22 protein-coding genes are annotated in these 20850 nt (G+C 71.5%); 12 read left to right on the forward strand and 10 right to left on the reverse strand.

The annotated features are described in order from the left end of the window. Positions 1-117: 117 nt before the first annotated feature. The 3 genes from ACFXB5_RS43345 to mscL all read left to right on the forward strand — a co-directional run bounded on the left by ACFXB5_RS43345 (position 118) and on the right by mscL (position 2408). Positions 118-963, forward strand: coding sequence for an S-methyl-5'-thioadenosine phosphorylase (locus ACFXB5_RS43345; protein WP_385219174.1), 846 nt, complete (start codon positions 118-120; stop codon positions 961-963). A gap of 161 nt (positions 964-1124) precedes the next feature. Next, positions 1125-1808: an RcpC/CpaB family pilus assembly protein gene (locus tag ACFXB5_RS43350; protein WP_385219176.1), complete on the forward strand. Its 684-nt coding sequence runs from the start codon at positions 1125-1127 to the stop codon at positions 1806-1808. Between the two features lie 132 nt (positions 1809-1940). Then, a complete protein-coding gene (gene mscL, locus ACFXB5_RS43355; protein ID WP_385219203.1) occupies positions 1941-2408 on the forward strand; it encodes a large conductance mechanosensitive channel protein MscL in 468 nt (155 codons plus the stop codon). A gap of 7 nt (positions 2409-2415) precedes the next feature. Here the strand turns inward: mscL and ACFXB5_RS43360 are convergent, their stop codons facing one another. Together ACFXB5_RS43360 and ACFXB5_RS43365 are read right to left on the reverse strand one after the other, a co-directional pair. After that, positions 2416-2604, reverse strand: a complete 189-nt coding sequence (locus ACFXB5_RS43360; protein WP_201854935.1) for a hypothetical protein — start codon at positions 2602-2604, stop codon at positions 2416-2418. A 3-nt stretch (positions 2605-2607) separates the two neighbouring features. After that, positions 2608-3150 carry an AMP-binding protein gene (locus ACFXB5_RS43365; RefSeq protein WP_385219178.1) on the reverse strand — a complete coding sequence of 181 codons (543 nt, stop codon included), beginning with the start codon at positions 3148-3150 and terminating at the stop codon, positions 2608-2610. A gap of 202 nt (positions 3151-3352) precedes the next feature. Here ACFXB5_RS43365 and ACFXB5_RS43370 point away from each other — a divergent pair, with 202 nt between their 5' ends. Beyond that, positions 3353-4495 carry a P1 family peptidase gene (locus ACFXB5_RS43370; RefSeq protein WP_385219179.1) on the forward strand — a complete coding sequence of 381 codons (1143 nt, stop codon included), beginning with the start codon at positions 3353-3355 and terminating at the stop codon, positions 4493-4495. 76 nt (positions 4496-4571) lie between these two features. After that, the gene (locus tag ACFXB5_RS43375; RefSeq protein ID WP_385219180.1) at positions 4572-5621 is read left to right on the forward strand and encodes an FAD-dependent oxidoreductase; all 1050 of its coding nucleotides are present in this window, start codon (positions 4572-4574) and stop codon (positions 5619-5621) included. A gap of 7 nt (positions 5622-5628) precedes the next feature. On the opposite strand, the gene ACFXB5_RS43380 is transcribed toward ACFXB5_RS43375, so the two are convergent. From ACFXB5_RS43380 to ACFXB5_RS43390, 3 genes are all read right to left on the reverse strand, one after another. Further along, the gene (locus ACFXB5_RS43380; RefSeq protein ID WP_385219182.1) at positions 5629-7713 is read right to left on the reverse strand and encodes a fructose-specific PTS transporter subunit EIIC; all 2085 of its coding nucleotides are present in this window, start codon (positions 7711-7713) and stop codon (positions 5629-5631) included. Positions 7714-7795: 82 nt separating this feature from the next. Next, positions 7796-8740, reverse strand: a complete 945-nt coding sequence (gene pfkB / locus ACFXB5_RS43385) for a 1-phosphofructokinase (protein ID WP_256653956.1) — start codon at positions 8738-8740, stop codon at positions 7796-7798. Then, complete coding sequence (locus ACFXB5_RS43390; RefSeq protein ID WP_385219184.1) at positions 8737-9498, reverse strand: DeoR/GlpR family DNA-binding transcription regulator; 762 nt, start codon at positions 9496-9498, stop codon at positions 8737-8739. Before ACFXB5_RS43390 ends, pfkB begins: the two co-directional genes overlap by 4 nt. Positions 9499-9845: 347 nt before the next feature. Between ACFXB5_RS43390 and ACFXB5_RS43395 the strand changes: the two genes are divergently transcribed. After that, positions 9846-10583: an SDR family NAD(P)-dependent oxidoreductase gene (locus ACFXB5_RS43395; RefSeq protein ID WP_385219185.1), complete on the forward strand. Its 738-nt coding sequence runs from the start codon at positions 9846-9848 to the stop codon at positions 10581-10583. A 175-nt stretch (positions 10584-10758) separates the two neighbouring features. Here the strand turns inward: ACFXB5_RS43395 and ACFXB5_RS43400 are convergent, their stop codons facing one another. Then, on the reverse strand, positions 10759-11763 hold the full coding sequence (locus ACFXB5_RS43400) for an RNA polymerase sigma factor RpoD/SigA (protein ID WP_385219187.1): 1005 nt from the start codon (positions 11761-11763) through the stop codon (positions 10759-10761). 373 nt (positions 11764-12136) lie between these two features. Here ACFXB5_RS43400 and ACFXB5_RS43405 point away from each other — a divergent pair, with 373 nt between their 5' ends. Continuing rightward, the gene (locus ACFXB5_RS43405; protein ID WP_385219189.1) at positions 12137-12562 is read left to right on the forward strand and encodes a hypothetical protein; all 426 of its coding nucleotides are present in this window, start codon (positions 12137-12139) and stop codon (positions 12560-12562) included. Positions 12563-12701: 139 nt separating this feature from the next. Further along, positions 12702-13817 (forward strand): questin oxidase family protein, encoded by a 1116-nt coding sequence (locus ACFXB5_RS43410; protein WP_385219190.1) that lies wholly within the window; start codon positions 12702-12704, stop codon positions 13815-13817. A gap of 103 nt (positions 13818-13920) precedes the next feature. Here ACFXB5_RS43410 and ACFXB5_RS43415 read toward each other — a convergent pair whose 3' ends face one another. Next, a complete protein-coding gene (locus tag ACFXB5_RS43415; RefSeq protein ID WP_385219192.1) occupies positions 13921-14703 on the reverse strand; it encodes a dioxygenase in 783 nt (260 codons plus the stop codon). Positions 14704-14830: 127 nt separating this feature from the next. Here ACFXB5_RS43415 and ACFXB5_RS43420 point away from each other — a divergent pair, with 127 nt between their 5' ends. Beyond that, positions 14831-15331: a MarR family winged helix-turn-helix transcriptional regulator gene (locus ACFXB5_RS43420; RefSeq protein ID WP_385219205.1), complete on the forward strand. Its 501-nt coding sequence runs from the start codon at positions 14831-14833 to the stop codon at positions 15329-15331. 113 nt (positions 15332-15444) lie between these two features. Here ACFXB5_RS43420 and ACFXB5_RS43425 read toward each other — a convergent pair whose 3' ends face one another. Beyond that, a complete protein-coding gene (locus ACFXB5_RS43425; RefSeq protein WP_385219193.1) occupies positions 15445-16953 on the reverse strand; it encodes an MFS transporter in 1509 nt (502 codons plus the stop codon). A gap of 181 nt (positions 16954-17134) precedes the next feature. Next, a complete protein-coding gene (locus ACFXB5_RS43430; RefSeq protein ID WP_385219195.1) occupies positions 17135-17785 on the reverse strand; it encodes a TetR/AcrR family transcriptional regulator in 651 nt (216 codons plus the stop codon). Between the two features lie 304 nt (positions 17786-18089). Between ACFXB5_RS43430 and ACFXB5_RS43435 the strand changes: the two genes are divergently transcribed. Continuing rightward, positions 18090-19421: a M6 family metalloprotease domain-containing protein gene (locus ACFXB5_RS43435; protein WP_385219197.1), complete on the forward strand. Its 1332-nt coding sequence runs from the start codon at positions 18090-18092 to the stop codon at positions 19419-19421. Here ACFXB5_RS43435 and ACFXB5_RS43440 read toward each other — a convergent pair. Then, the gene (locus ACFXB5_RS43440; RefSeq protein WP_385219199.1) at positions 19387-20022 is read right to left on the reverse strand and encodes a TetR family transcriptional regulator; all 636 of its coding nucleotides are present in this window, start codon (positions 20020-20022) and stop codon (positions 19387-19389) included. The genes ACFXB5_RS43435 and ACFXB5_RS43440 overlap by 35 nt on opposite strands. A 161-nt stretch (positions 20023-20183) precedes the next feature. On the opposite strand from ACFXB5_RS43440, the gene ACFXB5_RS43445 reads away from it, so the two are divergent. Then, positions 20184-20339 carry a hypothetical protein gene (locus tag ACFXB5_RS43445; RefSeq protein WP_014054348.1) on the forward strand — a complete coding sequence of 52 codons (156 nt, stop codon included), beginning with the start codon at positions 20184-20186 and terminating at the stop codon, positions 20337-20339. Positions 20340-20344: 5 nt separating this feature from the next. Next, positions 20345-20623 (forward strand): DUF4190 domain-containing protein, encoded by a 279-nt coding sequence (locus ACFXB5_RS43450; protein ID WP_385219201.1) that lies wholly within the window; start codon positions 20345-20347, stop codon positions 20621-20623. Positions 20624-20850 lie beyond the last annotated feature (227 nt).

Here is a 20850-nt window from a genome sequence, read left to right on the forward strand (position 1 = left end):
GCGCGCGCCCCGCCGCCGCCGGCCGGGTTGTTCTACGTCAACAACCCCCCCCCCCCCCCCCCCCGGGGGGGGCGGGGGGGTGTCGTTCGCGTGGACGCGGGTGGCTAGGGTGATCACATGGTCGAGACCAACAGGCAAGCAGACATAGGGGTCATCGGGGGATCGGGGTTCTACACGTTCCTCGACGACGTGACCGAGATCACCGTGGAGACTCCCTATGGGGCGCCGAGCGACTCGGTCGTCCTCGGTGACATCGAGGGGCGGCGGGTCGCGTTCCTCCCGCGGCACGGCCGCAAGCACCACCTGCCGCCGCACCGCATCAACTACCGCGCCAACCTCTGGGCCCTGCGCTCGCTCGGGGTGCGGCAGGTCTTCGGCCCGTGCGCGGTCGGCGGGCTGCGGCCGGAGTACGGACCTGGCACCCTGCTCGTCCCGGACCAGCTGGTGGACCGCACGAAGGGGCGTACGCAGACCTACTTCGACGGCGAGCAGCTGCCGGACGGCCGGATCCCGAATGTGGTGCACACCACTTTCGCCGACCCGTACTGCCCGGTGGGCCGGAAGGCGGCCGTGGACGCGGCGCGGGGACGCGGCTGGGAGCCGGTGGACGGCGGGACGATGTGCGTGATCGAGGGACCGCGCTTCTCCACCCGGGCCGAATCGCGCTGGCATGCCGCGCAGGGCTGGTCGGTGGTCGGCATGACGGGCCACCCGGAGGCGGTACTCGCCCGTGAACTGGGGCTCTGCTACACGTCGTTGACGCTGGTCACCGACCTGGACGCGGGGGTCGAGACCGGCGAGGGCGTCACCCACACCGAGGTGCTGAAGGTCTTCGGGGAGAACGTGGGCCGACTGCGCGAGGTGCTCTTCGACGCGGTGGGCAGGCTGCCGGAGACCTCCGCACGGGACTGCCTGTGCACCCACGCCCACGACGGCTGGGACCTGGGGATCGAGCTTCCGTAGGCGCGGCGCGGAGCAGCCGGACGGGGCGGGTGTCGCTCGCGCGGGTGGCCGAGTTTTCCACAGCCCGGTGGCCGTCCACAGGCCCGAGCGGGATCGGGCGGGGGCGGGCATGGTGAGGGGGCCAGAAGCACCCGGACCCTCACGGCAGGCGGTGATGTGCCATGTCCCATCCGTCCCCCACTCTCGCGTTACCCCGGTCCGCTCCCCCGGCCCGTGCGGTGCCCCGCTTCGATCCGGTGCGCACCGGGCGCACCGGCGGATTCGGGCTGCGGCGGACCGTGCGGCGGCGCCGCCGCACGATGGCGGCCGGGCTGGCGCTGGCGGCCGCCGCACTCGCGGCCGCCGCACCGTCCGGCCGGGGGCACACGGACGCGGTGTCCTCCCGGGCGCCCGCGCCCGCGGGTGAGGAGCGGCGGGGCGGCCCGCGCCCCGCCATGGTCTCGGCGCCGGTCCGGATCGCCGACGCGGCGGCGGTACGGCTGCTGCACCCCGGCGACCGGGTGGATGTGCTGGCCACGCCGCTTCCGGACGCCGCACGGACCCGGCCGTCCGGTGCTACGGCGCGGGTGGTCGCGCGTGGGGTCCGGGTGGCCGAGGTGCCGGGGTCCCGGAGCGCCCGCACGACGGACGGCCGAGCCGACGGCGGCGCACCGGAGGCCGATCCGGACGCGGATGCGGATGCGGATGCGAGCGGCGACGGGGCGCTGGACGGCGGCGGCGCGCTCGACGGCGCGGCGATCGGCGGCGGGGCGCTGGTGGTGCTGACGGTGCCGCGAGCGGACGCCAACGCGCTGGCCGGGGCCGCTGCCGACTCCCGACTGGCGGTGACGCTGTGCCGCAGCTGACTCCCCCGACCGCCCTGATGCCCCTCTCACCTGCGGGTGTAGGTTGCGGAACCGTCCGCTCAAGCACCGATGCGGCGAAAGAGAGGCAGTGGGTTGAGTCAGGAGAAGGTGACCGAGGAGAAGAAGAGCGTCATGGAAGGGTTCAAAGCCTTCCTGATGCGCGGCAATGTGATCGACCTGGCCGTCGCGGTCGTCATCGGAGCCGCTTTCACCGCCGTCGTGAACTCGATAGTGAAGGGCCTCATCAACCCCATAGTCGGAGCCTTCGGCACGAAGGACCTCGAGAAGTACCGCTCCTGTCTCAAGGCGCCCTGCGAGACCAACGCCACGGGCGATATCGTCCACGGCATCCCGCTCCTCTGGGGAAGCGTGCTCTCCGCCGTGCTGACCTTCCTGATCACCGCGGCGGTGGTGTACTTCCTGATGGTGCTGCCGATGTCGCGCTATCTGGCGCGGAAGGCCGCCAAGGAGGCGCAGGCGGAGGAGGAGCAGGCCGTCGCGGACGCCGAGGAGATCATTCTGCTCCGCGAGATCCGGGACGAGCTGGTGGCACAGCGCGCCACCGTCCGCGACGGTGGCGGCAGCGGCTCCAGCGCCTAGGAATCCGTCAGAGGTGGTGGGGCGGCTTCTCGTCGAGGAACCGGGCCAGATCAGCGGCATCGCCGGCACTGTCGCCGCCGGGAACCCGCTCACCCCACCCGTGGTCCGTATCGTCCGATGACCGCTGCGCGAAGGGATCGTCGAAGATCAGCGCGGCGGCCGGATCGCGCGGTCCAGGGGCAGGGGCGGTGCTCATGCCTCAAGAGTACGGCCCGGGCAGCGGCTCGGTGTATCGGCCGAGCTCGTCGTGCCACCACAGGTCACGCCCGGGCCGCCAGGACACCGGGCAGGCCAGCCGGTGGACCACCAGCACGGACCGCACCTCGGGGCAGCCGGCCAGCGCCCGATCGACGTGGCGCTTGAGCGGCTGTATCTCTCCGCCGTGCTGCCCGGCGTCCGCGGTGATGACGACCTTGGCACCGACCTCCCTGATCCGGTCGCGCAGCTCATGGGGGCGCAGCCCCACGGGGAGGCTGGCGCGGACGACGTCAAGGCGGCCGCAGGCGAGCGTGGCGATCACGGACTGGGGCACCAGCGGCAGATGGACCGCCACCCGGTCCCCGGCGCGGACGCCGAGCCGGGTGAGCGCGGCGGCGGCCCGGGCCGCCTGGTCGAGCAGCTCGGCATGGGTGAGCTCCTCGGTGCAGTCCGGCTCGCTGATCCAGCGGAGGGCCACCCGGGCGGCCCGCCGAGGGTCGGCGGCCGGTGTCGGGAGCTCCTCCGTCCGAGAGCTACGGGGCACGGCGGTCTTCTTTCGGACGGGGGCGAACGGCATACAGCTCAGATTGCTGTCAGGCCATCAACGTCTGATGAACGCCCTCTATATGAGAGGTCCTCATCCCGTCCGACGCGCTTCGGCGGCGATCGCGGAAGGGCGGATACCGGAGTGGTTCGCGCCTCGCTACTCGACCATGCCACGGCTTCCCGTGCTACGCATAGCTTCTATGGATGCCGAGCGGACAAACCCCGAATCAACTCCCACCGGTCCGGCCGACGGCCTGACAGATGTCCACGGACTGCGGGTGGGCCATGCCCAGCGATCCGGCGGCGGCCGGCTCACCGGGACGACCGTGGTGCTGGCCCCCGAGGGCGGTGCGGTCGCCGCCGTCGATGTGCGCGGCGGTGGCCCCGGCACCCGGGAGACCGATGCCCTCGATCCGCGCAATCTGGTCCAGCGCGTCGATGCCGTCGTACTGACCGGCGGCAGCGCCTTCGGACTCGACAGCGCCTCGGGGGTGGCTTCCTGGCTGGAGGACCACGGCCGGGGCTTCCGGGTCGGCCCCGATCCGGCGCAGGTCGTTCCGGTGGTCCCCACCGCCGCCCTCTTCGACCTGGGCCGGGGCGGCGACTGGCGGGCCCGCCCGGACGCCGCGCTGGGGCGCGAGGCGATCGAGGCGGCGGCCGGTTCGGAGACGGGGGCTCCGGTCGTGCAGGGCAATGTGGGGGCGGGCACGGGCGCGGTGGCCGGTGGGCTCAAGGGCGGCACCGGTTCGGCCTCCACGGTGCTGCCGGGCGGCGTCACGGTGGCCGCGCTCGTGGTGGTCAACGCCGCGGGATCGGTCGTCGATCCCGGTACGGGTGCGCTGTACGGGGAGCACTACGGATCGTCGGAGGAGGGCGGGCCACACCGGCCCGGTGCTGCCATGCACGTGGAGGCGATGCGCCGGCTGACCGCCGCGCGGGCCGAGTCGGAGCGGCGGCAGGCCGCGTCGGTGCGGCCTCCGCTGAACACCACGCTGGCCGTGGTCGCCACCGACGCCGTGCTCACCCGGGCCCAGGCGCAGAAGCTCGCGGGTACGGCGCATGACGGTCTGGCGCGGGCCATCCGGCCGGTGCATCTGCTCTCCGACGGCGACACGGTCTTCACCCTGGCCACCTGCGGGCGCCCGCTGATACCGGAGGGCGACCCCGAGGACGCCGGGGATCCGGCGTTCGGGGTGCACCGGGAGAGCGGTGCGCTGAACGAGGTCCTGGCGGCCGGGGCGGACGTGCTGACCCGGGCGGTGGTCAAGGCGGTGCTCGCGGCGGAGACCGTGGACGGCCCGGGCGGTGTCTTCCCCGCATACCGGGATCTTTACGGCCTCTGATCCGCGGGGGCCGGAGGGAAGGAAGCGTCCGGCCAGGAGAAGCGGGCCGGAGCGACGAAGAGAAGGGGGGCTTCGGATGGATACGGATCTGCTGATCGTCGGCGGTGGCCCGGCGGGCTGCGCCGCCGCCGTGATGGCGGCGAGCGTGGGGATGCGCTCGGTGCTGATCGAGTCGGGCGACGCCCTGTGCGGGGCACTGCGGCGCATCCCGGTGGTGCGCAATGTCCTCACCGTCACCAACGGCCCGGATCTGGCGGCGGCGATCGAGGCCGACCTGGCGCAGTGTGATCTGTGCCGAGTGGAGCTGGGCCGCCGCGCCACGCTGATCGATGCCTTCGACGACCGCGTCGAGGTCACGATCGAGCCGGTGGAGTCGGTGGAGCCTGTGGAGTCCGTGGAGCCGGTGGAAACCGTGGAGGCTGCGGGGTCCGCTCAGGCTCCTGGCTCGCGGCTGACCGCTCCTTATGTGGCCGTCGCCACGGGGGTCGGGCCGTTGGGCCCCGAGGGAGCGGGATGGCTCGGGGGCGCGGCGGGCCGGGCGCTTCCGCAGCTGTGGGAGGCGGATCCGGCGGCGATCGACGACCGGACGGTGCTGGTCCTGGGGGCGGACCGGCCCCTGGGGACCGTGGCACGGGCTCATCCGGAGCTCAAGGCCCGGTTTGTGGTGGCGTATCCGCCCGAGGACGCCTACAAGGCCGAGGAGATCCGGCGGGACCCCCGGGTGGAGCTGGTGGCCGTGCGGCGGCTGGAGTTGGGGCCCGGGTCCGCGTCGGCACCGTTCACCGCCGAGGTCGAGACGGTGGAGGGCGGGCGACGGACGCTCACGGCCGATCTCGCCTTCCTCAACCTGGGCAGCGCCCCGGCTCCCCCGGCCGGGGCCGTGGCGGCCGACCGGTCCGGGTACTGCCCTCCCGGGAGCCAGCATCCCCGGGTCTTCACCGCCGGTGATCTGCGGTCGGTCCGCTTCCAGCGGATCGTGACCGCCATGGGGTCGGGTGGCGAGGCCGCGCTCGGCGCCTACTACGCCTCACGCGGTCTGCCCACGGATACCGGCGGCCCGCCCACGAAGAGCGGCGGCCCGCCCACGGAGGTGGGCAGGCCGCCGAGCCCGACAGGGGGTGGCTGAGATGCGGTCAGACCGCCACCGCCACCTTCGCCTCGTCCTCGGTGGTACCGCCCGCGGCAGCACCGCCGCCCGCCTGACCGGTGGCCCCCGGCTCCGCCGTCTTCCGCAGCCCCTTGAGGAAGACCACCAGACCGGTCGAGACCACCGTGCCCGCCACAATGGCCAGCAGGTAGAGGAACGGCTGGCCGATCAGCGGGACCACGAAGATGCCGCCGTGCGGTGCGCGCAGTGTGCAGTCGAAGGCCATCGACAGCGCACCGGTGACGGCACCGCCCACCATCGACGAGGGGATCACCCGCAGCGGATCCGCCGCGGCGAACGGAATGGCGCCCTCGCTGATGAAGGAGGCACCCAGCACCCAGGCGGCCTTGCCGTTCTCCCGCTCGGCCTTGGTGAACAGCCGCCCGCGCACGGTGGTGGCGAGGGCCATCGCCAGCGGCGGGACCATACCGGCGGCCATCACCGCGGCCATGATCTTGAGGCTTCCGGTGGACGGGTCCGACACCGCGATACCCCCGGTCGCGAAGGCGTAGGCCACCTTGTTGACCGGGCCGCCCAGGTCGAAGCACATCATCAGACCGAGGAGGACGCCGAGGCCGATGGCGTTGGCGCCGGAGAGGCCGTTGAGCCAGTCGGTCATCGCCTCCTGCGCGGAGGCGATGGGCTTGCCGATCACCACGAACATCAGGACGCCGACGATCGCGGAGGAGACCAGCGGGATCACCACCACCGGCATGATGCCGCGCAGCGACGCCGGGACCTTGAACCGCTGGATGGCCATGACGACCGCGCCCGCGATCAGACCCGCGACCAGACCGCCGAGGAATCCGGCCTTGATGGTGGTCGCGATGTAGCCGCCCACGAATCCGGGGACCAGACCGGGCCGATCGGCCATGCCGTAGGCGATATAGCCCGCCAGGACCGGCACCAGGAAGGTGAACGCCGCACCGCCGATCTGGAAGAGCAGCGCCGCCCAGCTGCTGGTCTCGGTCCAGACGAAGTGGTCCGCCACGGACTTGGCGCTCGCGATCTCGTAGCCGCCGATCGCGAAGGCGAGCGCGATCAGCAGACCGCCCGCGGCGACGAACGGGACCATGTAACTGACGCCCGTCATCAGCCACTTGCGCAGCCGGGTGCCGAAGCCGTCACCGGCGGCACCGCCCGCGTCCATCGGCGCCGAGCCCTCCGCAGCGCCGTCGGCCGGGGTGGCGATCTCGCCCCGCGCGGCCTTCCCGCGCGCCTCGGCGATGAGCTCGGCGGGGCGGTTGATGCCCGCCTTCACCCCGACGTCCACCGTCGGCTTGCCCGCGAAGCGGGCCTTCTCCCGCACCTCCACATCGTGCGCGAAGACCACCGCGTCGGCGGCGGCGATGGTGGCGGCGGGGAGCTTGTCGAACCCGGCCGAGCCCTGGGTCTCGACCACCAGCTCGACCCCGGCCTCGCGAGCGGCGTTCTCCAGCGACTCGGCGGCCATATAGGTGTGGGCGATACCGGTGGGACAGGACGTGACGGCCACGATCCGGAACGGGGCCACCGGCTCCGAAGCCGTCCGGGAGGCAGCCGAGGACGCGGCCGAGTCGGAGGCGGCAGGCTCGCCCGGAACAGGCTTCGCGGCGGCGGGCTCAGCCGTGGCGGGCTCAGCCGTGGCGGGCTCCTCGCCGCGGATCAGGGCGGCCACCTGTTCGGGCTGGTCGGCCGAGCGCAGCGCATCGGTGAAGTCGGCGTTCATCAGCTGCCGCGCAAGGCTCGACAAGATCGTCAGATGGTCGCTGTCCGCGCCCGCCGGGGCGGCGATCAGGAAGATCAGATCGGCCGGCCCGTCCGCCGCGCCGAAGTCGATCCGGGCCGCGCTGCGCCCGAAGGCCAGGGTCGGCTCGGTGACATGGGCGCTGCGGCAGTGGGGTATGCCGATGCCGCCGTCCAGGCCGGTCGGCATCTGCTCCTCGCGCGCCGCCACATCGGCGAGAAAGCCGTCGAGGTCGGTGACCCGGCCGGCCTCGACCATGCGTTCGGCGAGCGACCGGGCGGCGGCTTCCTTGGTGTCGGCGGACAGGTCAAGGTCGACCAGATCCGCGGTGATCAGCTCACTCATCTCGCGGCTCCCTTGTGTGCGGTGCCGCCCTGGGGGCGGGCGGACGGAGTGGGGACTGGGGGGTGGGAGTGGGGTCGGCCGGTCACGCGGGCTCCTTGAGCACACGGTCCAGCGGAATGTCCGCCGTGGTGACCACGGCGGATGGGTCGAGGTCGGCCGGGGTCGGCATGGCGCTGCCCGGCAACTGCACCGCGGCCGCTCCATGGGCCACGGCCGAGGCGAGTGCGGCGGGCCCGGAGCCGCCCGCCGCGAGGAATCCGGCGAGCGAGGCGTCGCCCGCGCCGACGTTGCTGCGCACGGCGGTGACCCGGGCGGTGCCGAAGTACGCGCCGGTCTCGTCGACCAGCAGTTGGCCGTCGGCGCCCAGGCTGGCGAGTACGGCGCGGGCGCCCAGCCCGCGCAGTTCCTCGGCCGCCTTGACCGCCTCGCCCACGGTGGCCAGCGGACGGCCCACGGCCTGGGCCAGCTCCTCGGCGTTGGGCTTCACCACATCGGGGCGCTCGCGCAGGGCGGCGGTCAGCGAGGGGCCGGAGGTGTCCAGGGCGATCCGGGCGCCCGCCCGGTGGGCCCGCGCCACCAGTTCGGCGTACCACTCGGGCGCGAGCCCCCGGGGCAGGCTGCCGCAGCAGGCGATCCAGTCGGCGCTCTCGACCCTCGTCCGGACGGCCTCCAGCACCGCCTCGGCCTCGGCGTCGCTCAGTTCGGGCCCGCTCGCGTTGAGCTTGGTGAGGGTGCCGTCCGGTTCGGCCACGGAGATGTTGACCCGGGTCGAGCCCGCCACGGGCACGCCCGCCGCCTCGATGCCCAGTTCCTCCAGCAGCCGGGCGAGCAGCGCGCCCTCCGGTCCGCCGAGCGGCAGTACGGCCACCGTGCGCTGCCCCGCGGCGGCCACGGCGCGCGAGACATTGACGCCCTTTCCGCCGGGGTCGACCCGGTCGGCCGTGGCCCGCAGCACGGCGCCGCGCTCCAGCGCGGGGATCTCGTACGTACGGTCCAGGCTGGGGTTGGGGGTGACGGTGAGAATCATGCGCGTGCCACTTCCGTGCCCTGGCGCTCGATGGCCAGGGCGTCCTGGGGGCTGAGCCCGGTGTCCGTGATGAGCAGATCGACATCGTCCAGGCCGCCGAACCGGGCGAAGTGCTCCCGGCCGAACTTGGCGGAGTCCGCGAGCAGCACCACCCGCCGGGCCGCCGCGATCATGGCGCTCTTGACGGCGCCCTCCGCGAGATCGGGTGTGGTGAGCCCGCCGTCCAGCGAGAAGCCGTTGGTGGCGAGGAAGACCACATCGGCCTTGATCTCGCCGTAGCCGCGCAGCGCCCATGCGTCCACGGCGGCCCGGGTGCGATGGCGGACCCGCCCGCCGACGAGGTGCAGCGCGATACCGGGGTGGTCGGCGAGACGGGCGGCGACCGGCAGGGCGTGGGTGACGACGGTGAGCTTGGCCTCCAGTGGGAGGGCGGCGGCGAATCGGGCCGCCGTCGAACCGGCGTCGATGATCACGCTGCCGTCGGACGGCAGCTCCGCGATGGCGGCTCGCGCGATGTGGTCCTTCTCATCGGCGGCGGTGGACTCGCGCTCGGCGAGATCGGGCTCGAAGTCCAGCCGTCCGGCCGGGATGGCGCCCCCGTGCACACGGCGGACGAGCCCCGCCCGGTCGAGGGCGCGCAGATCACGCCGTACGGTCTCGGCGGTGACCTGGAACTCCTCGGCGAGGGACAGGACATCCACCCGCCCGCCCTCGCGGGCGAGCCGGAGAATCTCCTGCTGACGCTCCGGTGCGTACATGTGGGTTTACGTCCCTTCCATGCCCGAACCTGTGATTTCGCGGCCAGATTACGTGGACGATGCAGGAAAGTAAACAGACTCGGGCACGAAACAAACTCGACCGGGCATGTTTCGTGCCTCACCGCCTCAGCCCTGACCGATCTGCCCCTGGCTGATCCGCCCCTGACTGCCCGCCCATCACCGCAGCGCACCGTCCGAATCCCGCCGGACTTCCGCGGGCCGCCCGGCCAGGATCGAGTCATGTCCTCCGGGACCACCGCATAGCGAAGTATTTACGCATAGCGGTGCCTTTACCGCACACCAGAAATATCTGGCATACAAGGAATACAGGGAATAGAGGAGAAGGTATGACACTCGACGGCAAGGCGGCCCTGGTCACCGGCGGCAGCCGGGGCATCGGTGAGGCCGTGGCGATCCGGCTCGCCGAGGAGGGCGCCGATGTCGCCCTGACCTACCACAGCCAGGCCGAGCGCGCGGCGGATGTCGTCGACCGCATCAAGGCGCTCGGTCGCCGCGCCTGGGCCGTGCGGGTCGACGGCGTCGACGCACAGGCGGTGCGGGCCGCCGTGGAGGGGGCCGCCGCCGAGTTCGGCCGCCTGGACATCCTGGTCAACAACGCGGGTGTCGGCGTCCTCGGCCCCATCGCCGAGCTGTCGCTGGACGATGTGGACCGGGTCCTCGCCGTGAACATCCGGGCGCCGTTCCTCCTGGCGCAGGCGGCCACCGAGCATTTGGCCGACGGCGGGCGGATCATCAACATCGGCAGCTGTATGGCCGAGCGGGTCGCCTTCCCCGGCGGCAGCCTCTACGCGACCAGCAAGACCGCGCTCACCGGCCTCACCAAGGCCCTGGCCCGTGAGCTCGGCCCGCGCGGAATCACCGCCAACCTGATCCACCCCGGCCCCGTGGACACCGATATGAACCCGGCCGACGGCGAGAACGCCGCGTTCCAGAGCGGCTTCACCGCGCTCGGGCGCTACGGCCGCACCACGGAGATCGCGGCGACCGTGGCCCATCTCGCGGGCGACAACGGCCGCTACATCACCGGAGCGTCGATCGCCGTGGACGGCGGCTTCGCCGCCTGACCGGTCGCTCCCTCCATCTCCAGCCCCCAACGGACAGACAGAAGACCCCAACAGACAGACAGCCCAACAGACAGACAGGCTGACAGAAGCGAGCCCCGGCGCCAGGGGGGAGGCGCCGGGGCTCGGTCCAGGGGTTGGAGGGGATCTGGTGGCTGGGGTCTGCTGGCCTGAGAACTCAAGCCGCTGCGTCGAAGCCGGTCTGGCGGGCCATCTTCTTCAGCTCAAGCAATGCGTGCTTCTCGATCTGGCGGATCCGCTCACGCGTGAGGCCATGCTGCTTGCCGACCTCGGTCAGGGTGCGCTCCCGGCCGTCGTCGATGCCGTACCGCGCCTTGATGATGGAGGCGGTGCGGTCGTCGAGGCGGCCGATCAGGTCCTCCAGCTCCTCGCTGCGCAGCAGCGTCATCACCGACTGCTCGGGCGAGACGGCCGAGGTGTCCTCCAGCAGATCGCCGAACTGGGTCTCCCCTTCGTCGTCGACCGACATGTTCAGACTGACCGGGTCGCGGGCCCAGTCGAGCACATCCGAGACCCGCTCCATCGTGGAGCCGAGCTCCTCGGCGATCTCGGCGTGCTCCGGCTCGCGGCCGTGCTCACGGTTGAACTCCCGCTGCACCCGGCGGATCCGGCCGAGCTCCTCGACCAGGTGGACGGGCAGCCGGATCGTACGGGACTGATCCGCGATCGAGCGCGTGATGGCCTGACGGATCCACCACGTGGCATAGGTCGAGAACTTGAAGCCCTTCGTGTAGTCGAACTTCTCCACCGCGCGCACCAGGCCCGCGTTGCCCTCCTGGATCAGGTCGAGCAGGGGGAGCCCACTGCGCGGATAGCGGCGCGCCACAGCCACGACGAGGCGCAGATTGGAGCGGATGAAGATGTCCTTGGCGCGGGCACCTTCGGCGGCTATCGCCTCCAGCTCCTCGCGGCTCGCACCTGCGGCAGGGGTGTCCTCAACGTCCCCGTCCAGGATCTGCTGGGCGTACACCCCCGCTTCGATGGACTGAGAAAGCTCGACCTCCTTCGCCGCGTCCAGCAGCGGGGTGCGAGCGATCTCGTCGAGATACATGCCGACCAGGTCGCGATCGGCGATCTCCCCGCCTGAGGCGCGAACGCTGTTGGCCCCATCAGCGCCACCACCGGCGGTGGACTGATTACGGGCGACGGCACGGGTTGCCATGCGTGCTCCCTTACAGATGGATCGGGCGCGGACTATGGACGGACACTCCGGTGTCGGGTGCCCCGTCCGAAGGAAACAACGACTGGAATCAGGACAGAATTCCCATCAGGCCCCCACGTTTTTACGATCATGCAGTATCCTGTCCAGCCACACGCGGGTCAGCGCACCGCCGAGACACCGGGAAGCGCAGGTCAGACCCCCTGTGCGGTCGCCTGCTACGGCTCTCCCGCCCTTCTCTCATCTGTCAAGACGAATCTCGCGGGCCGCCGGTTGCCCGTATGGCCCATCGTGCCGGGTTGCCCGGCCCTCCGCATGGGTGTGCGCTGGAAAGTGACAGGCCAGGGCGGGGACGCGGCGATGAGGAGGTTCCGTCATGCATGTCCCCACAGCCCCCACCGCCCCCGTGAGCCACCACCGCCGTCCGCAGTTCCACCTCCCGCCGCACCCCTCCGCCTCCTGGGGCGTCCCGGCCGTTCTGGCGGTGTTCTACGGCGGCTGGGTGATGTTCGTGACCCACAACCAGGGCTCCACCATCCCCACCGCCGCGATCTTCGGCGTGGTGTCGGCGGCGGTGGTCGGGGCACTCTGCTATGCCCTCGGCAGGATGACGCCGGGCCTGATGCCGGAGCTCCGGGCCGTGCTCTACGGGACGGTCCTCGGCTGCGCCCTCGGCTTTCTGCACTCCGTGAGCGGCGGCTCGGTGTACCGGTCCTCAGGGATCGGGCTGGGGGCGGGGCTCGTGATGGTGGGCATGTCGTTCTACGTCTTCCACGTACGGGCGGAACACCCTCGGGAGTGACCCTCAGCCCTCAAGACCGGCCCTCAAGACGAGCTCTCAAGACCGGCCCTCGGGCCCGGCCCGGCTTAGGTCGTTGGTCCCCGCACGGCTCCGTCCCCGGTCCGTTCCGGGGCCGTCCCGCCCTCCCTAGCGTGAGGTCATGACAGACGACACGAGTGGAACTCTCGACGAAGCCCTCGAGCGACTGCACGCCTCCGGCCCCGAGCGGCACGGATGGCTGAGCAATCACGCGCCGATGGCCGTGGAGGCGCTGGTGCGCCACGGCCAGGGGCGCACCGTGCACCGCTGGCTGGACCACTATCGCCACAAGCTGGAGGAGATGCCGCGCTCATACGCCGCGATCACCGAGGAGAACTGGCGCGAGGCGCTCGGCGATCCACGCCGGCTCGCCGACTGGCCCGCCTACTTCGCCCGGGAACTCGCCGACCACCCCTGGCAGGACGTGCTCGCCGTGTGGTGGCCCCGGCTGCTGCCGGGCATCGCCGCCGGCGCGACGCATCCGGTGATCCGGGTCGGTCACGCCGTACGGACCCTGCTGGACGAGCCGGGCACGACGGCCGCTCCCCGCACCGCCGAGCTGGCCCACGCCCTCGGCTACTGGGCCGCCCGCCACGCCCCGCTGCCGCCGCTCCGGCAGCAGCGGGGCCCCGCCTCCGGGGCGGCGGCCGACGCACTGGCCGCCGTGGAGCCGATCGCCGACCAGAGCGGTGACATACGGGACCGGCTGGCCCGGCTCACCGCCTTCCCCACCTGGCCGCCCACCGCCCCGCAGCCCAGCCGGACGACCGGCCACGACGGCCACGACGCCCCCGACGGCCACGACAATCCCGTTGCCGACCGGCCCGAGGAGGCGCGCCGGCGCCTGACCGAGCTCGTACGGGCCGCGACGCATCGCTACGCCACCCACGGCCACGGCGAACCGATCATGCTGGTCCACGCCGCGACCGCGCCCAACGCCGTACTCCGCGCCCTGCCCGCGCTGCCGCGCGAGCTGTGGGTGCCGAGCCTGGACGCGGCATGGGCGGCGAGCGCCGCGGTCACGGCGGTGTACGCGCCGCGGGAGCCGCTCCCGGCCGACCGGCTGCCGTCCGGGGAGGGCGTCGCCCCCGAGGAGGTCTTCGCCCACGCCGCCGCGCACGGCGATGAGCACGCCATCAAGCTGACCGACACCGCGCTCGATGTCGCCCGGGGCACGGACCCGACGGCCCTGGCCGCCGCACTGCACGCCTGCGCGATGATCGACCCGGTGCTCTGACACCACAAGAGCCCCAGCCGGGCCGTACCCGCTCAGCCACACCCCACTGAGCCGCCCCCGCTCCCGCCCCCGCTCCCGCCCCCACTCACCCTCACCCTCACCCTCACCCGAACTGCAACGACCGCTTCGCCAGCCCCATCCAGAACCCGTCGATCGCACTCCGCTGACTGCTCAGCTCCGCCTCCGCCGCGCCCAGCGTGACGAACAACGGCGCGAAGTGTTCAGTGCGCGGATGGGCGAGTCCTGCCGCCGGGGCCGCGTGCTCGAAGTCCAGCAGCGCGTCGATGTCCTGCGCGTCCAGGGCCCGCTGCCCCCAGTCGTCGAACTCGGCCGACCAACTGGGCGGCATCGGTCCCGTATGCCGTAGCGCGGCCAGGTTGTGAGTGAAGAAGCCGCTGCCGACGATCAGGACGCCCTCGTCCCGCAGCGGCGCCAGCTTCCGGCCGATCTCCATCAGCTTCCGCGGGTCGAGGGTCGGCATCGAGACCTGGAGAACCGGGATGTCGGCCTCCGGATACATCTCGACCAGGGGCACATACGCCCCGTGGTCCAGCCCCCGGTCGGGGATGTCCTGCACCGGGGTACCCGCCGTGCGCAGCGTCTTGCGGATCCGCTCGGCGAGCTCGGGGGCGCCCGGCGCGGCGTACCGCACCTGGTAATAGTGCTGAGGGAAGCCCCAGAAGTCATAGACCAGGGGCACCGGTTGGGTGGCGCCGATCGCCAGGGGCGCCTCTTCCCAGTGAGCGGAGATCATGAGAATGGCGTTGGGCCGGGGCAGACCGGCGGCCCAGGCGGCGAGCTGTCCCGGCCAGACCGGATCGTCGGCGAGCGGCGGAGCACCATGGCTGAGGTAGAGCGCGGGCATGCGCCCGTCGAGCGCGGACATGAGGACTCCTCGTCAGTCGACAGAGCTCGCCAAAATGCTTGAAGTCTCAAGCATATAGTTATCACTGTAGCGCACAGTTATTTAAGATTCAAAGAGAATTCCCTAGAATGGACTCGTGGACGACGCCATGAAAACCCCCTCAGACGCCGGCGAGCCGCGTTGGCTGACCGAAGACGAACAGCGCAGCTGGCAGGCGTATGTCCAGGCGAGCATGCTCCTGGAGGACCACCTCGACCGCCAGTTGCAGCGCGACGCGGGGATGCCCCATGTCTACTACGGCCTGTTGGTGAAGCTCTCCTGGGCGCCTCGCCACCGGATGCGGATGACCGAGCTGGCCGAGGCCGCCAAGATCACCCGTTCCCGGCTGTCCCATGCCGTCGCGCGCATGGAGAAGGACGGATGGGTCCGGCGTGAGGACTGCCCCGACGACAAGCGCGGACAGAACGCGGTCCTGACCGACAAGGGGCTCAAGGTGCTGCAGGACACCGCCCCCGGCCATGTCACCGCCGTACGGACGGCCGTCTTCGACCGGCTCACCCCCGAGCAGGTCGAGCAGTTCGGCGCCGCATGCCGGATCATCGCGGACGGCCTCCAGCCGGCCGGTGCCGACCTCCCCTGGCTGCGCTGACGCTCCGAGACACCGCACGAAGGCCCCGCTCCTCCTCGAGTCCCGAGGAGGAGCGGGGCCTTCACCTGACGTCAGACCGGCTACGGACAGTCCGGCGAACGGGCCTCAGCGCATCAGTGCGCCATCACCGGAACAGCGTCCTCCGCCGCACCGTCACCGGAGCCGGCGACCGCGCCGCCGCCCTCCGGCTGTCCGGCGTTGATGAACGTGATGGCGATGACCGCGGCCAGCACCAGGATGCCGACCGCCCACCAGATGGCGGCGGTGTAGCCGTGCACCATCGACTGCAGCTGCAGCGCCGTGCGGGAAGGGGCCCCCGCCGCATGCGACTTCGCGTACTCGGTGGTGGCGCTCGCCGCGATCGTGTTCAGCAGCGCGGTGCCGATGGCGCCGCCGACCTGCTGCGAGGTGTTGACCATCGCGGAGGCGACGCCCGCGTCACGCGGCTCGACACCATGCGTGGCCAGGCTCATCGCCGGCATGAAGGCGGTACCCATACCGAGGCCGAGCAGCAGGAACCCGGGCAGGATCAGCGCCGGGTACGAGGTGTCCAGGTCGATCTGGGTCAGCAGCAGCATGCCGACCGAGGCGACCAGGAAACCCGGCCCCATCAGCAGCCGCGCCGGGACGCGGGTCATCAGCCGGGCGCCGATCTGCGTCGAGCCGGTGATCATGCCCGCGACCATCGGCAGGAAGGCGAAGCCGGTCCTGACCGGGCTGTACCCCTTCACGACCTGCATGTAGTAGGTGAGGAAGAGGAACAGGCCGAACATGCCGATGATGGCGAGGGCCAGCGAGGCGTAGACACCGCCGCGGTTGCGGTCGGCGACCACGCGCAGCGGCAGCAGCGGCGCCTTCACCCGCGACTCGACGACCACGAAGGCGACCAGCAGCACGGCCGCGGCGACGAACAGACCGATGGTCGGGCCCGCGGACCAGCCGTCGGCCTCGGCGCGGGTGAAGCCGTAGACCAGCGAGACCAGACCGGTGGTGGCCAGGATCACGCCGGGGACATCCAGCCGGGACGAGTTGTGGCTCTCCACCGGCTCGCGGATCACGGCGACCGCGCCGATCGCGGCGATGATGGCGAACGGGATGTTCACGAAGAAGGTCCAGCGCCAGTCCATGTACTCGGTGAGCACACCACCGAGGATCAGACCGACGGCGCCGCCACCACCGGCGATGGCACCGAAGACACCGAACGCCTTGGCGCGCTCCTTGGCGTCGGTGAACATCACCGCGAGCAGCGAGAGCGCGGAGGGGGCGAGCAGCGCGCCGAACACACCCTGCAGGGCACGCGCGCCCAGCAGCATGGGGGTGTTCAGCGCGGCACCGCCGACGGCCGAGGCGGCGGCGAAGCCGATCAGACCGACGATGAAGGTCTGCTTGCGTCCCCACAGGTCGGCGATCCGGCCGCCGAACAGCAGCAGTCCGCCGAAGGCCAGGGCATAGGCGGTGATGACCCACTGCCGGTTGCCGTCGGAGATGCCGAGATCGGCCTGGGCGCTGGGCAACGCGATGTTCACGATGGTCGCGTCGAGCACGACCATCAGCTGGGCGAGGGCGATGAATATCAGCGCTTTCCAGCGCCGGGGATCCACGAATTGAGCCGTTTCAGGCATGGAAGAGCCTACCTAGCGGTGCGGAGAGTGAGAAATGGGACGTAAGGGGCCGGTCGTGGTCAGACCGGCACAGGCCATTGGGTAAGACGTAGCGAGAGGCGACGACGCACGTAAGGAAGACGTGTGAACGTGCGCGGAATAAGCGGTGCTCCGGGATCGACCGGATGCGATCTATGTCACGTCACGGCCGGTGCTGCAGATCCTCCAAGGTCACGGACTTTCCGGGTAGTTCCGAGCGCGCCGGGGTGTGCAGTCCGTCCAGGAGCAGCTGCAGATGCCGGTGCACAAAGGGCTCGAAGTCCACACAGGCGCTGCCGGGCAGCGGCCGGGTGAGCTGGTTGAGTGCGACCATCAGGTCACCGACGCCGATGTCGGTGCGCAGTTTGCCGTCGGCTTTGGCGGCCCCCATCAGGGCTTCGACAGCGTCCGCCAGACGGTCGCGGGTGGCGATGAGATCAGGGTGCTCCTTGTCGAGGCCGTCGGAGAGCAGTAGGCACAGCGCACCGATGTGCTCGTCCGCCGCGGCGTGGACGAAGCGCCGCAGCGCCGAGAAGGTGTCATCCTCCTCGGCCAGGGCGGATTCGGCCTGGTCGGCGACACAGGACATCACCGAGAGCGCCACATGGTGGATCAGCTCACGGCGGTCCGTGAAGTGCCGGTAGATCGTGGCATTGCCGACCCCCGCCCGTCGAGCGATTTCATCGAGGGGGATGTGCGCCCCGCTCTCGACGATCACCTCTCGGGCGGCCGCGACAATGCGCTCCCGGTTGCGCAGGGCGTCCGCGCGCAGCCGGGGCTGTGCGGACTTCGCGGTCATCGTGTCGGCGGTCATGACAGCACTCCCTTCTGCGTACGGCTTCCACGCGTACGGTTGTCCGGTGGCCGGTGCTCCGGCGGCTTGGCGGCGGCGCCGCGCCCCGGCCTTGACGTTCGAGCTTCAACTTTTCCGGGGAGTGAGTCCCCGTTTATGCGTTCACTGGGTTAAACGGGGAATGAGTCCCCGGAATTTCTGCGTCCGTACGTGACCTGCCTCACACCTGCCGGGCGCCCACCGCCGCCCGGACGGAGCAGGTCATTCCACCGTTCGGCGGCACCCCACGGGCGCCCCGGTCCGCACCGTCGCACCGTGGTCGGCAATGGACCAGACGCATGGGACCACCCGCCCCCGCATACGAATACGCCGGCCCCGCAGAGCCGGCGCGTTCGCCACCGCCGCCGTGCTCACGGTGGCGGTGGTCGCCCCGGCGGCGGCCCCGCGTACCGCGCCCCCCGCGCGCCCCGAGCTCGCCCCGGCGCCCTCCGCGCGCCCGGCCCTCGGCTCGCTCGCGCCCTGCGCCCTCGCCTCAGGGCCGGGGCTCCAGATGGCCGAGGGCATACCCACCGGCCGCGGCTACAGCCGCAGCACCGGTACCGTCCACGCCCTCAACCTCATGATCGACTTCCCCGATGTCCGCGGCCAGGGCACCGCCCGCCAGCGCTTCGAGGAGTTCTTCCCGCAGACCTCCCGATGGTTCGCGCAGAGCTCGTACGGGCGGCTGGACTACCGCCCCGAGATGCCGATCACCCACTGGCTGCGGATGCCGCGCCCGTTCCGCGCGTACGGCATCAAGCGCGGCAGCCCCTTCGACCCGGGCTATCGCAAACTCGTCGCCGATATCGCCAAGTCCGCCGACCCCAAGGTCGACTTCCGCCGCTACGACCTGGTGAACGTCCTGGTCACCCCGAACGCCGGGCCGCCGGCCGCGCATGCCGTGCTGTCCGTCACCTACGCCGACAACCAGCACGCCCCGACCGCCGACGGCGTTCCGCTGGCCAATGTCTCCTTCGTCTACAGCCGTCAGGACGACGGCTCCGGCTCGCTGCGCCGCACCGGCTTCCGCGTCCTGCCCCATGAGAACGGCCATGTCTTCGGGCTGCCCGACCTCTATACCCACGGCGGCGGCGACAAGGCCGGCCACTGGGATGTGATGTCCGAGGACTGGGGTCCCGGCAACGACCTGCTGGCCTGGCACAAGTGGAAGCTGGGCTGGCTCGGCCCGCGGCAGATCGCCTGCGCCGCCCGCTCCGGGGTCTTCGCCCACACCCTGTCCCCGCTGAGCCGCGCGGAGGGCACCAAGCTGGTCTTCGTCCCCGTCTCGCCGTCCACCGGCTACGCCATCGAGGCGCGGGCGACCGGCGGCAACGACGAGGCCATATGCAAGCCCGGGGTCCTGATCTCCTGGGTGAACACCGGTGTCGACTCCGGCGGCGGCCCCGTCACCATCGTGGACTCCACCCCCCACGGCCGCGGCTGTACCCGGGAGCGCAATGTCCACCCCGGACTCAGCGACGCGGCCTACGCGCCCGGCGAGACCTTCGCCGCCGCGGCGAACGGCATCCGGATACGCGTCCGGGTCACCGGCCGGGACGCGGCCGGTGACTACGGCGTGGAGATCACGCGTCGTGCCAGTGGTGGCGCCCGAGGGTGATCAGCAGCAGCTGTTTGCGCGCCGTGGCGGCCACCCGCCGCTCGTCCGCGGCCTCGGGGTGATCGGCCTGCGCCTCCAGGAACGCCGTCGCCGTCATCACCATGTGGTCCACATACAGCTCCGCAAGCATCCGGACATCTTCCGGTGGCCAGGATTCCGCCGGGAGCTGCGGGCAGAAGGCGGTGGCCACCTCGTCCGCGAAGCGGTCCAGCTCGGCGGCTATGGCCTGGCGCACGGGGCGCACCCCGCCATGCCGCTCACGTGCGATGAAGCGGATGTGCGCGGGGTAGCGGCGGACATGCTCGGCGACCGCGTCGACGGTGGCCTCGATCCGCTCCTCGTCACCGTCCTGACCGGCGAGGATGGCGCCGATCATGTGATGCAGGCTGCTCAGGCACTCCTCGACCAGCGCGACACCGAGATCGCTCAGATCCCGGAAGTGCCGGTAGAACGCGGCCGGCGCCACCCCCACCGCCCGCGTGACCTCGCGCAGCCCCAGACTGCTCAGGCTCTGGTCCTCAAGCAGCCGCAACGCCGCGTCCATCAACGCGCGCCGGGTCTTCTCCTTCTGGGCCTGCCGGACCCCGGACGTGTGACTCATATCATTCAGTAAACAGCCGTTCGCTGAATTTTTCCAGGGTTCGGCGGGGTACTCTAGAACTCAGTGAACAGTTGTGATTCCAACTGTTCACCGAACAATTACCATCCGCACGTCAACCGCACGCCATCCGCATCCGGATCGTCACTTCGAGAGAGGCACCCATGCTCTTCATCGTCGCGGCACTCGCCCTGATGGGAGTTCTTCTGGGGGCGGCGGCGCACACTCCGCTCCCCCTGTTCCTCGCCGCCGCGGGCGCCATCGGCGCCTGGCTGCTGATCTTCTTCATCCGCGAACGCACCGGGCACAAGGGGAGCTGAGACCCATGGCAATCACCGCACCGTCCCGCACCTCACCGGTCCGGGCGCGCCGGGACGCCGACGGCATGGCCGTCGCCTCCTTCGTGCTCGGTCTGATCGGTCTGCTGCTGTTCAACGCGGTCTTCGGGCCCTGCGCGATCGTCCTGGGGACGCTCGCCATCGCCCGGGACACCCACCGCAGGGGCCGGGCGCTGCTCGGGATCACCCTCGGCATCGCCGATGTGGTCCTGTTGATCGTCCTGCTGACGCTGAATCACTCCGTCTTCTGGCAGTTCGGCGGCTGACCCGTCCGGCGGTCCACCGGCAGCACACCGCCGGCGGTCCACCGCGGCCCACCTCCCCGCGCGGGGCCGCGACACCGAGGGTGGGGGGGGGGCCGGGGGGGTGGGGCGGCGGCCCGAACCCCCCGGGTTGTCACGTCGTGCGGTGGCCCGCGGGGGCGGGGGTGACGGCGGCCCCCGCCGCCGGGCTGCGCGCCATCCCCGCCACGGCCTTGGCCAGCTCCTCGGGG

This window comes from Streptomyces sp. NPDC059455 (genome assembly GCF_042750115.1).
Lineage (GTDB): Bacteria > Actinomycetota > Actinomycetes > Streptomycetales > Streptomycetaceae > Streptomyces > Streptomyces endocoffeicus.